We start from the raw sequence: 12,176 nt of genomic DNA, 5'->3' as shown, positions 1-12,176 counted from the left end.
GCTATTTGCTCCCCGAGTTTTGCGCCAATTCGGCTAATAATGGCCAGCGCGCCATCATTTGCGCCATACGTTCCTGACGGACAATATCGATATAACTTAATTTGGGTAATGCGAATGCTCGGCTTAATGCTAGTAGATCGTCCTGAACCTCGGGAGATGAATTCACATAAAACCGATTGATTGAAGTATTCATTCTGCTGCCCTTGAAAAATAGGCTAGTGTAATAAAGTATTTTGATTATTAGAGTATACTTTGCCTAATAAGATAAGTCTTAATTTAATATCCTAGTACAGAGTTGGTTAATGTGAGATGCGATGATACAATTAAAGCATAGCATTTCTTTTTACATTGACCTGTAGAACTTCAACAAAATTAGAAGCATAAAAATCTATGTTGAGAACATTCTCGTTAGGTATTGATAAAATTTGGGATGAATTAGCCGTTGTGCAGGCTTCAGGTCTCTATTGGATCAATATAGACCGCGAAAGTGACGCTAATCTATTCTGCCAACAGATAATTAGAGACCAGCCCAAAGATACCCGCTCGGCATTGATTTGTTCTGGCCAAAAACCCTCGAATTTACTAGAAAATATTGTCGGCTACGGGCCGGAAAAACTCCCTTTATTTACTCTGCCGGAAAAAAAAGCCGCCGTTAAAAATCTCGTCAATGATTTGATGCGCTCATTAAGACCGCAGCGACGTTTTTTTATTTTATTGGCTCATGCCAGCTTATGGCAAACATTTACAACGGAAGAAATTCAGCGCTGGGTAAAGGAATTAAATAACTGGCTGGAAAAATATCAGGCCACATTAGTGATTCTGAGTCATGGCAGCGGCGTCAGTAAACTTAAAACGCAATTAGTTAACCAACATCGAGCATTGCAAGGACTTGCCAGCCTGCAATGGCAGCACGATCACGCCCAATATATGGTTTCCTGGTGGAGCACCCTCAGCGGCGTTACCGCAAACCAATTGGTAAAATTGCAGCCAAGCCCGGAAGGCTGGCAGATGGCGGAAGAGAAAGAACAGCAGCCATTGGCGCAATCTCGTAACGACGAGTATATCTATTTGGCTGAAGCCAGCGTGCTGGAAGGCGCTCCGCCGCTATCTACCAGCTGGCAACTGTTTGAAAACAATCTTTTATTGTCTGAGAAAGCCTTTAATGCTCACGCAGCAACGCTGATTTTTTCGCTTCACCAAAGCGATCAAATAGATGAACTGGCGCACCAGATACACAGCCTGCGCCGCCACCGCGGCAATGCGTTAAAAATAGTGGTGCGGGAAATGGATTCCAGTCTGCGTTATAGCGATGAGCGCCTGTTACTCGCCTGTGGCGTCAATCTGATTGTGCCACATGTCGCTCCGCTATCCCGCTTTCTAACCATGATCGAAGGTATTCAGGGCCAGCGTTTTTCTCGTCATATACCTGAAGATATTAATAATTTACTGGCTTCTCTGCGCCCATTGCAGCTAAAGGGCTATCTCTCACCGGAGCAATTCTGCCAGTCGGTGCTAGCCTTGATGAGTAACACCCTATTGCCAGAAGACGGCAAAGGCGTGCTAGTAGCATTACGCCCGGTTCCCGGTTTATCGGCGCGTCAGGCGCTGACTCTGTGCCATATGCGTCGCTTTGGCGACATCGTCACGTTGGCTGGCGATCGGCTGGTCGTATTCTTATCCACGTGCAGAATCAATGATCTGGATACTGCCCTGAACTTTATTTTCCACCTTCCGGTGAATGAAACCTTCACTAATCAGCTGGTGTGGCATCAGGATCAGGAAATCATCTCTGAAATCAATAAGATGAACAATCCGGACTATTTACAAAATGTCGGAGAAAATAAAATCCATAAACTGAACAAAACTCAGCAGAAATTAACGCCGTCAGCGCGCAGAACCCCCGTAGCTTTGACGCTGAATCTGGGTAGCCGCAAGGAGAACGTTTAATGAATCTCAGCGATATTTTTCAGGTTATCTTACTGGCAGCCATCGTCTTTTTCCCTTTGGGTTATTTTGCTCGCGGCCGCCTGCCCGCATGGTGGGCGAAGAAACAACACTTTTTTCTCTCAGCACGCTATCTGAAATCAGAAGGGATCTGGTTGCGTGACGGCTCTTCCTTACATATTAAGAAATAACCATGAACCTGAAAAAAAATGCGCAAGAATCGCAGGCGCCATGGCGTTATTGGCGCGGCCTGGGCGGCTGGAACTACTATTTTCTGCTAAAATTTGCCCTACTCTGGTTTGGCTACCTTAACTTTCATCCATTAGCCAACCTGGTATTCGTCGCTTATCTGGTTTTCCCTATTCCTTCTGAGCGGCTACATCGTTTGCGCCATTGGGTCGGTATTCCTATCGGTCTGGGGCTTTTCTACTACGATACTTGGCTGCCGGGCATCAATAGTATTTTCAGCCATGGCTCGCAGGTTGCCGGGTTTAGTTTCAACTATTTCATAGAGTTAGTTGAACGCTTCATCAACTGGCGCATGATCGGCGCAGCCTTCGTGATGCTGGTTGGTTATCTGTTCATTTCCCAGTGGATTCGCGTCACCGTGTTTATCGTAGCGGCAATGATCGGGCTAAACGTGTTGACCATCGCTGGCCCTGCGTTTTCGCTGCTGCCGACTACCACAACAGCCGCTGATACCACGGCGTCCTCGAGTCAGACCAATGGGTCGGGCGCCACGACCAGTGCGCAACCCGCGGCTGATGCGCCGCCAACCAGCGCAAACCTGACGGCGTACTTAAACAGTTTCTACGAACAGGAAAAAGGTCGCATCACTCAATTCCCGACTACGCTGCCAGCTGATGCTCAACCATTTGATTTACTGGTAATTAATATCTGTTCCCTATCTTGGTCAGATATAGAAGCCATTCAGTTGGAAAAGCATCCGCTGTGGAGCAAGTTCGATTTAGTGTTCCAGAACTTCAACTCGGCCACCGCCTATAGCGGCCCGGCATCCATTCGCTTGTTGCGCGCCAGTTGCGGCCAGGAATCCCATCACGACCTGTATCAACCCGCCGAGCAGCAGTGCTATCTGTTTGATAATTTAGCCAAACTGGGCTTCAGCTCTCAATTAGTTATGGATCACTCCGGCGCATTCGGCAACTATCTGCAAAATCTGAGAGAAGATGCCAATATGCGCGCGCCGCTGATGTCTCAGACTGGTATTAGCAACCAATTGATTTCCTTCGACAATGAACCGGTTTACAACGGTTTAGAGCTACTGAACCGCTGGCTGGAGCAGCAAAAGAACCAGGCAGGAGATGCGCGTAGCGCGACTTTCGTCAATATTGTGCCGCTACACGATGGCAACCGTTTTACGGGAACAAGTAAAACCGCCGATTACAAAGCCAGAGCGCAAACCTTGTTCGATCAACTAGATAGCTTCCTGAATGAGTTAGAAAAATCTGGCCGCAAGGTAATGGTCGTGGTGGTTCCTGAGCACGGCGCAGCGCTGATCGGAGATAAAATGCAGATGTCCGGCCTGCGTGATATCCCAAGCCCGAGCATTACTCACATTCCTGTTGGCGTGAAGCTGATCGGTATGAAAGCACCACAGCCAACTAGCCCGCTGGAAATCAAAGCGCCAAGCAGCTATCTGGCAATTTCAGAGCTGGTTTCTCGCGTCGTGGACGGCAAAATATTTACCGCACCGAGTGTAGATTGGCAGACACTGGTTAAAGGATTACCGGAAACCGCCATCGTTTCAGAGAATGATAATGCGATTGTTATGCAATATCAGGGTAAAAGTTACATTCGTCTGAACGGTGGAGATTGGGTGCCGTACCCGCAATAAATCTGATGCGGTATACAACCTAAAAGGGGCGTAATAATACGTCCCTTTTTTATTTCGTCTGGACGAATAATCTATATTCCCTGATTAGCATTACGCTAACAAAGATAAATTTACCCATTTATTAATCAATGTCAGACTATTGAAGTGAATAAATATCCCCATCAAGTGAATATGCCAGATGTGAATAAATTTATAATTTATATCTTCAATTCCTTGATGTTTATTGACGACAGACAATAAAACTCATTTGCTTATAGAGTTATTCATCTTTTATCGATTCTTTATTTGTTTTTGTTATAAAAAACGCCGGCAGCAACATCACCGGCGTTGTTATTAACTTCCTCAGTCCATATTAACCGGCCGCTTCGGCTTCATCCTGCTCGATAGCAAAACACGCCACCATTTGATCGCCATACTGTTTAAGCTGCGGCTGTAATTGGCTACAGGTGCCAAAGGCCCGACGGCAGCGAGCATTAAACGCACAGCCCGGAGGCGGATTCATCGGGCTGGGTAGCTCGCCAGTTAGCTTGATACGTTCCCGGCGCATATCCGGATTCAGCCGTGGCGTAGCCGATAGCAGCGCCTGCGTATAGGGATGACGCGGATTATTAAAGATGGCCTCTTTGCTGCCTTTTTCCACGCAGCGACCGAGATACATCACCATCACTTCATCCGCAATATGTTCAACCACCGACAGGTCATGGGAGATAAAGACATAAGACAGCCCCATTTCCTGCTGTAAATCCATCATCAGGTTCAATACCTGCGCCCGCACCGAAACATCCAGAGCAGACACCGGCTCATCGGCAATAACCACATCCGGATTCAACATCAACCCTCTGGCAATCGCAATACGCTGGCGCTGGCCACCGGAAAACATATGAGGATAGCGATCGTAATGCTCAGTTTTCAGGCCAACTTTCGCCATCATTGCCAACGTTTTCTCACGGCGTTCCTTACTGCTCAACGTCGTGTTGATTTGCAAAGGCTCTTCGAGAATCTGCCCCACTTTTTTACGCGGATTAAGCGAGCCATAAGGGTTTTGGAAAACGATCTGAATCTTCTGGCGCCGTAGTTTCTCTGCGCTTTCATCCGGCTTCAGCAAATCCTGCCCTTGGTAATACAGCTCACCGCCGGTAGGTATTTCGATCATGGTCAGCAAACGGCCTAGCGTCGATTTACCACAGCCAGATTCACCAACTACCGCCAACGTTTTGCCGCGTTCCAAAGTGAAGGAGACACCGTCCAGCGCTTTTACCAAGCGTTCCGGAGCAAAAAAGCCTTTCTTCACTGGATAGTATTTTTTCAGGTCAATCGCCTGCAAGAGCGGCTTGGCCGCCTGGGATTCAGGCTTCATTTCAGTTTCATTGTGGTTCATAGGGTCGGCCTCCCCGCATCATCCAACGGTGTATGGCATTTAACCTGACGTCCCGGCGGGCCGAGCAGTTCCGGTTCTTCGCTGCGACAGCGTTCGTTGGCATATGGGCAACGAGGATTGAGCAAACAGCCGTCGGGACGGTCATATTTACCCGGCACCACGCCCGGCAATGATGCTAACCGTGCTTTATCCTGCGCAAATTCCGGCAATGCACGCAGCAATGCCTGAGTGTAAGGATGGCGCGGCGCACGGAAGATTTCCGAGGCTTTACCGGTTTCCACTACCTGCCCGGCATACATCACAATAATATAGTGCGCCGCCTCGGCTACCAGTGCCAGATCGTGAGTGATCAGCAACAGAGCCATATTTTCCTGCTGCTGCAACTCCAGCAATAGTTCGATGATCTGCGCCTGAATAGTCACATCCAGCGCGGTAGTTGGCTCATCGGCAATCAGCAGTTTAGGGCGACAGGCAATCGCCATGGCGATCATCACCCGCTGGCTCATCCCGCCGGAAAGCTGATGAGGATAAACATCCAGACGTGAAGCCGGATCGGGAATACCCACCAGCGTGAGTAAATCTACCGCTCGCTGATGCCGAGTACGACGATTGCCGCCCTGATGCACCTTCAGCGCTTCCATAATCTGGTAGCCCACGGTGTAACACGGATTCAGGCTGGTCATCGGGTCTTGGAAAATCATCGCCACTTCTGAGCCAACCAGTTGGCGGCGTTCGTTTTCCGAAATTTTCGTCAGATCGCGACCGTTAAACTCCAGTTTGTCGGCCATGACTTTGCCGGGGTAGTCAATCAACCCCATAATCGCCAGAGAACTGACCGACTTACCGGAACCGGACTCACCCACGATACCCACAACCTGACCTTGCTCAATGCTATAGCTGATACGGTCTACGGCTTTAAACGGCGCTTTTTCATCACCAAAATGCACCGACAATTTATCTACTTTTAAAAGTGCCATCTCTCTCTACCTCTACTGCTTGAGTTTGGGGTCGAGAGCATCACGCAGGCCGTCCCCCATCAGGTTAAACGCCAGAACCGTCAGCAGAATTGCCACGCCGGGGAAGGTCACCACCCACCAGGCACTCTGCGCGAACTGCAACACGTCGGAGAGCATGGTGCCCCACTCCGGCGTTGGTGGTTGCGCGCCCATGCCCAGAAAGCCGAGTGCTGCCATATCCAGAATGGCGTTAGAGAAACCGAGAGAGGCTTGTACGATCAAAGGTGCCAGGCAATTTGGCAAGATATTGATAAACATCTGACGTAGTGCGCCAGCGCCGGCAACGCGGGAGGCGGTCACATAGTCGCGATTGACCTCCACTAGCACCGCCGCGCGAGTCAGACGCACATAGTGCGGCAGTGCCACAAAAGTCAGCGCCAGAGAGGCATTCACGATTGACGGCCCAAATACCGCCACCAGCACCAAAGCCAGCAACAAGCTCGGCAGTGCCAGCATGATATCGACGAGACGCATGATAATGGCGTCAACTACGCCGCCAAAATAGCCCGCCAATAAACCTAAAATCACGCCCATCACCAGCGATAGCGTAACGACCAGGCAGCCAACCAACAGGGATAAACGTGCGCCATACATCAGGCGGGATAGCACATCACGCCCTACGTCATCGGTGCCAAGAATGAATTTCCAACTGCCCCCTTCCTGCCACACCGGCGGTTTCAGCAAAGCATCGCGAAACTGTTCTGCCGGCAGATGCGGCGCCAACCAGCCAGCGCCAATCGCGACCACCAGCATGATAATGATATAGAACAGGCCGGCAACGGCTCCTTTGTTGCGCTTGAAATAGTGCCAAAACTCCTGCATCGGGGTCATTGGCTTCGGCGCACTTTTTACTGCTGACTCGGTAAGTTGAGACATTCTGCGCCCCTTATTTCTTATGGCGAATACGCGGGTTAACCACGCCGTAGAGCACATCTACCAGCAGGTTAACAACAATAATCATGGTCGCGACCAGCAATACACCGCCCTGCACCACTGGATAATCGCGGCGTTGCAATGCATCTATCAGCCAACGCCCCAGCCCCGGCCAGGAGAAAATGGTTTCGGTCAGAATCGCTCCAGCCAGCAGAGTGCCAACCTGTAAGCCAATGACGGTGACAACCGGCAGCAAAGCGTTACGCAGGGCATGTACCACAATCACGCGCATCCGGCTCAATCCCTTGGCGCGCGCGGTACGAATGTAATCTTCCCCCAGCACCTCCAACATGGATGAGCGGGTCATTCGCACAATAACCGCCAACGGAATAGTGCCCAGCACGATGGCAGGCAGGATCATATGCATCACGGCGTCTTTGAAATCGCCTTCTTCACCCCAAATCAGGGTATCTATCAGCATAAAACCGGTGAGAGGATGACTGTCGTCGAGGAAAATAGTATCGCTGACTCGCCCGGATACCGGCGTCAGATTGAGCTGCACCGAAACCAGCATAATCAGCATGATGCCCCACCAGAAAATCGGCATCGAATAACCCGTCAGGGAAATACCCACGGCGGTATGATCGAATATCGAACCCCGTTTGACTGCGGCCAAAACGCCAACCGGAATCCCGACGCTGATGGCAAATAGCATCGCGCACAACCCCAGTTCTAGCGTAGCTTTAAAGCGCGGCACGAATTCTTCCCATACGGAAATACGGCTTTTAAGGGAAATCCCCAAATCGCCGTGCAACACGCCGTTAACGTAATGGAAGTATTGTTGATAGAGAGGCTTGTCCAGCCCCATTTCTGCCATGATTTGCGCATGACGTTCTGCGGATATACCGCGCTCCCCAGCCATGATGGTCACCGGATCGCCGGGGATCATATGGACAAAAGCAAAGGTCAGCAATGTTATGCCGATAAACGTTGGGATCACTAATCCCAAACGTCGGAGTATGAACTGAAACATATCCCGAGCTCTCTGTGTAAAGTGCCCAACAGCTCATAGGCCGTCAGGCTTATTAAAAACCCGGCCCCGGAGCCATCCGCACAGGCTCTGCTCTCAGGGATGGGTTTAAGGCTCACATCTAAAACGATGTCTTAACTATCTGGAATGCCAGACAAACGAGGGCACCTTAGCGCCCTCATTCATGAACCGCATTGACAGGTTATTTATCGATATCCACTTGCTGGAAGTAGTGGCCACCCAATGGATCGACGATGTAGTTTTTTACTTCTTTACGCACAGGTTCGTACACGGTGGAGTGAGCCACAATCAGCGCCGGAGCCTGATCGTGCATAATCACCTGAGCCTGTTTGTACAGTTCGGCACGTTTAGCCTGATCGGATTCAGCACGCGCAGGTTGGATTACGTCTTCAAACGGCTTGTAACACCATTTGGAGTAGTTGGAACCTTGCTTGGCCGCATCACAGCTAAACAGCGTAGCGAAGAAATTGTCCGGATCCCCATTGTCCCCAGTCCAGCCCATCATCACGGTCTGATGTTCACCTTCTTTGGCGCGCTTCAGATACTCGCCCCACTCGTAGGTGACGATTTTGGCTTTCACACCAACTTTCGCCCAATCAGACTGGATCATCTCGGCCATACGACGAGCATTCGGGTTATACGGGCGCTGTACCGGCATCGCCCACAGATCGATAGAGAAACCGTCTGGCAAACCAGCTTCTTTCAGTAACTCTTTCGCTTTTTCTGGGTCATAGGCGTAATCTTTGATTTCATCGTTGTAGCCCCACATTGTTGGTGGGATCAGGTTTTTAGCCGGCTGACCAGCCCCCTGATAAACTGCTTTGATGATCGCGTCCTTGTTCACGGCCATAGTCAGCGCCTGACGAACCTTGACGTTATCCAGCGGTTTTTTCTCAACGTTAAATGACAGGTAACCCACGTTCAGGCCAGCCTGCTCCATCAGATTAATTGATTTGTCTTCTTTCATGCGGGCAATGTCAGCCGGATTCGGGTACGGCATGACCTGACATTCGTTTTTCTGCATTTTGGCGTAACGCACAGAGGCATCTGGCGTAATAGAGAAGACTAAACGATCGATTTTTGGTTTGGTGCCCCAATAACCGTCGAAGGCTTTATACAAAATGCGTGAGTCTTTTTGATACTGCTGTAGCTGGAACGGGCCAGTACCGATTGGATTCAGATCGACTTTCTCCGGCGTACCGGCTTTCATCATGTTATCCGCGTATTCGGCAGACAGGATTGAAGCGAAGTCCATCCCCAGATCGGCCAGGAAAGGCGATTCCGGACGAGTCAGCACGAAGCGAACGGTATGATCGTCAACTTTCTCAATGTTGCTGATTAACTCACCCATCCCCATCCCCTGGAAGTACTCATAGCTGCCGCCAGAGACTTTATGGTAAGGATGGTTGGCGTCTTTCTGACGCATGAAGGTGTAGATCACGTCATCCGCGTTGAAAGTGCGGGTAGGTTTAAAATCTTTGCTGCCCTGCCACTTCACGTCTTTACGCAGATGGAAAGTGTAGGTTTTGCCGTCTTCGCTGACTTCCCATTTCTCAGCCAGCGCTGGCTGAATTTCTGTTGTACCAATCTTGAACTCAACTAAACGGTTATAAATGGCACGAGAGCTGGCATCGTAAGTAGTGCCAGAGGTGAACAACTGCGGGTTAAAGCCTTCCGGCGAGCCTTCTGAGCAATACACCAGTGTTTTTGCCTGAATCCCGGCAGAAACAGCCAGCGCAACCAGCCCAATACCGAATTTTACTATCCCTGCCTTTCCCAAGGAAATCGTCATCGCTTGTGCTCCATTGTGGTGATGTGTGTTGTGTGTACAGCCAGACCCTATAATTTTTTAGTCCGCGGTCTGTGCTGTTCTGGCCTGATGGCCGCAGGAATGGTGGAATGCGATGCCGAATAGAAACCTATTCAGGCGGTCGGTTTGAAGAGGTTAAAACCCCAAAACTTCTGTCGCTAACTACCCCTGAGGGTACCAATTTGGCAACAGTTAACAGCAACGTCAATATGGCTGATGGGGTTTTATACAGAGTATGAGAAACAGCAAGCAAACATAAAAAAAACTTTTTATTAACATAATTAGCATTAAAAATTATGCTACTACTAATTAGTCAGTGTTATCCACTGGGTAAAATTCATACTCCAGTGGTAATACCCAGAGATAATCAGAAAAACTTTGTTGCTAAATGATGAAAATCTGCTCAATTATTTTTGTGATCTCACAGCAAAACAGGATGAAATGCTGCCTTATACCCATAAATAGGTGACGACTAGACTCATTTCATACATGGTTCATTCATCTTTACCGACTGGTTCGCGAAAGGAATAAGGTCAGGTCAATCAAAAGCAGATTTGAGATCGTTGGGCGTCTAGCCTTCGCGCACCAAAGCAAAGCACCAAAATAGTGCGTCCGGGCAAACCGCTTTAATCACTTCGCATTGGCCGCATAAAAATATGTCTTTGCGCCGCCATAAATCACCCGGCGCTTCAGGAAAATTAAAATAGTCCTCCATCAAGATCTGAACGTTTTCTTCACCCCTAAGCCGCCTTGGATCAGACCCGAATCACTGGTCAGCCTTTCGACGTCCTCAAAACTACAACCATTACATAAAAACCCTGACCTGTTAGCGATAACTACATAACACGCGCTCTTTTCCCCGCGATGCCTAGCTCGCCGTCTCTCTAACTCCTTTTCATTAATAATAATCTTGGCTTGATCGCCCGTTAAATAAGGGTTTCCAATGGGAGAGGTAGCCAGAATATTGTTAATATATTATCTGATCATGCTTTTTACGATCCTTCACTTCAGATTTAGTCAATTTATTGTATGAAACGCCATCTTTACTCGGAGTCTGAATATTTATTATCGTACTTAATCCTCCCTGAAAATATCTATCCTGACATTTACATTTTTTTCTTTTCTCGCTGATATTAATCCAGCTATTTGGCTCTCAGCCGCTTTTTTATCGACCACGATTTCAGCTCAAACATTTGACAAGAATAAAAGAAAGAATATTGGTGTATAAATATCTATGGCGTTGAATGGCATGTTGAAATAAGCATTAAAACATTGAGCGCGCTCGTTCGCCCTCCTTAACTATCAACAAAGTCAAGTGACAACAGAGGTCCGGCGTCTGGCAGGTGAGAGTCAACGGTTGATGGAATGCGGGTCTATAACTGAACTCTTGGTTTGCTGGTATAAAAGGTTTACTCGCTGAGCCTGAGAGCTAAGAGCTAAGAGCTAAGAGCTAAGAGCTAAGAGCTAAGAGCTAAGAGCTAAGAGCTAAGAGCTAAGAGCTAAACAATGTTCACGGGTTCTTGTGTAAATGCTAATGTATAGTTAAACATCGCAAGCAAAGTGAGCCACTCTATTTCTTGCTGGTAGCTGATATTGCCGTCCAATTGCCAATCACCCAACCGGCGGCCAAGATTACAACCCCAAACTCCATCGGCTCAAACGTCGTCTCTGTATTACGATCCCCGTATCATTGAGAAAAAAATGACATAACACTTTGTATGAGAACCGAGTAAAACCTTTTATCTATTATTATCCTCAAATTGCCTATCAAGTATATATTCATCCAATAACATTAGATGATTCCAAATTTATAATTACGGATTAACATCAAATATAATATCCAAGATAAATAAAAATCCTATCGAGATAAATTTATGCCATCGAGTATTAAATATTTTTATTTATAGTAATAATACTATATCTCAGCCCTGACAATGGGATGTATATCATTAAAATTAATGATAATAAATAGAGGTTTTTATTTATACTGAAAATATTCACACCGTAAAAAAACCTTTCATATAATATTTATTAATGCCTGATGCATTACCAATAAAAATTAAAACTTATCCGATAGATTGATTGGTTACCTTCCACTGAAGTCAGCGAGTTAATAGCCAAAAGATCCCGTGGGAACAGACAGAAGATTTATTGTAGGAAAAGGTTGGAGTCTTGGAGTCTTGGAGTCTTGGAGTCTTGGAGTCTTGGAGTCTTGGAGTCTTGGAGTCTTGGAGTCTTGGAGTCTTGGA

9 protein-coding genes are annotated in these 12,176 nt (G+C 48.0%); 3 read left to right on the top strand and 6 right to left on the bottom strand.

Annotated elements, in window-relative coordinates; translation table 11 throughout:
• Window position 1: 1 nt before the first annotated feature.
• Window positions 2–193, bottom strand: a complete 192-nt coding sequence (bcsR, locus tag DBA33_RS18075) for a cellulose biosynthesis protein BcsR (protein ID WP_064515776.1) — start codon at window positions 191–193, stop codon at window positions 2–4.
• A 197-nt stretch (window positions 194–390) separates the two neighbouring features.
• Between bcsR and bcsE the strand changes: the two genes are divergently transcribed.
• From bcsE to bcsG, 3 genes are read left to right on the top strand one after another with little or no spacing between them, the layout of a single operon-like run.
• A complete protein-coding gene (gene bcsE, locus DBA33_RS18070) occupies window positions 391–1,947 on the top strand; it encodes a cellulose biosynthesis protein BcsE (RefSeq protein WP_064515778.1) in 1,557 nt (518 codons plus the stop codon).
• A complete protein-coding gene (gene bcsF / locus DBA33_RS18065) occupies window positions 1,947–2,135 on the top strand; it encodes a cellulose biosynthesis protein BcsF (RefSeq protein ID WP_064515781.1) in 189 nt (62 codons plus the stop codon). Before bcsE ends, bcsF begins: the two co-directional genes overlap by 1 nt.
• A 2-nt stretch (window positions 2,136–2,137) precedes the next feature.
• Window positions 2,138–3,799 carry a cellulose biosynthesis protein BcsG gene (gene bcsG / locus DBA33_RS18060; RefSeq protein ID WP_064515784.1) on the top strand — a complete coding sequence of 554 codons (1,662 nt, stop codon included), beginning with the start codon at window positions 2,138–2,140 and terminating at the stop codon, window positions 3,797–3,799.
• A gap of 352 nt (window positions 3,800–4,151) precedes the next feature.
• Here the strand turns inward: bcsG and dppF are convergent, their stop codons facing one another.
• The 5 genes from dppF to dppA all read right to left on the bottom strand — a co-directional run bounded on the left by dppF (window position 4,152) and on the right by dppA (window position 9,909).
• Window positions 4,152–5,156 carry a dipeptide ABC transporter ATP-binding subunit DppF gene (gene dppF, locus DBA33_RS18055; RefSeq protein WP_064518410.1) on the bottom strand — a complete coding sequence of 335 codons (1,005 nt, stop codon included), beginning with the start codon at window positions 5,154–5,156 and terminating at the stop codon, window positions 4,152–4,154.
• Between the two features lie 17 nt (window positions 5,157–5,173).
• On the bottom strand, window positions 5,174–6,154 hold the full coding sequence (gene dppD, locus DBA33_RS18050) for a dipeptide ABC transporter ATP-binding protein (protein WP_064515786.1): 981 nt from the start codon (window positions 6,152–6,154) through the stop codon (window positions 5,174–5,176).
• A 12-nt stretch (window positions 6,155–6,166) separates the two neighbouring features.
• Complete coding sequence (dppC, locus tag DBA33_RS18045) at window positions 6,167–7,069, bottom strand: dipeptide ABC transporter permease DppC (protein WP_064515789.1); 903 nt, start codon at window positions 7,067–7,069, stop codon at window positions 6,167–6,169.
• 10 nt (window positions 7,070–7,079) lie between these two features.
• The gene (dppB, locus tag DBA33_RS18040) at window positions 7,080–8,099 is read right to left on the bottom strand and encodes a dipeptide ABC transporter permease DppB (protein ID WP_064515792.1); all 1,020 of its coding nucleotides are present in this window, start codon (window positions 8,097–8,099) and stop codon (window positions 7,080–7,082) included.
• A 199-nt stretch (window positions 8,100–8,298) separates the two neighbouring features.
• Window positions 8,299–9,909, bottom strand: a complete 1,611-nt coding sequence (dppA, locus tag DBA33_RS18035; RefSeq protein ID WP_064515795.1) for a dipeptide ABC transporter periplasmic-binding protein DppA — start codon at window positions 9,907–9,909, stop codon at window positions 8,299–8,301.
• Window positions 9,910–12,176: the final 2,267 nt, after the last annotated feature.

The sequence above is a fragment of the Yersinia sp. IP36721 genome (genome assembly GCF_003634395.1).
Classification (GTDB): domain Bacteria; phylum Pseudomonadota; class Gammaproteobacteria; order Enterobacterales; family Enterobacteriaceae; genus Yersinia; species Yersinia entomophaga.
This window is presented reverse-complemented; position numbering and strand designations above follow the sequence as displayed.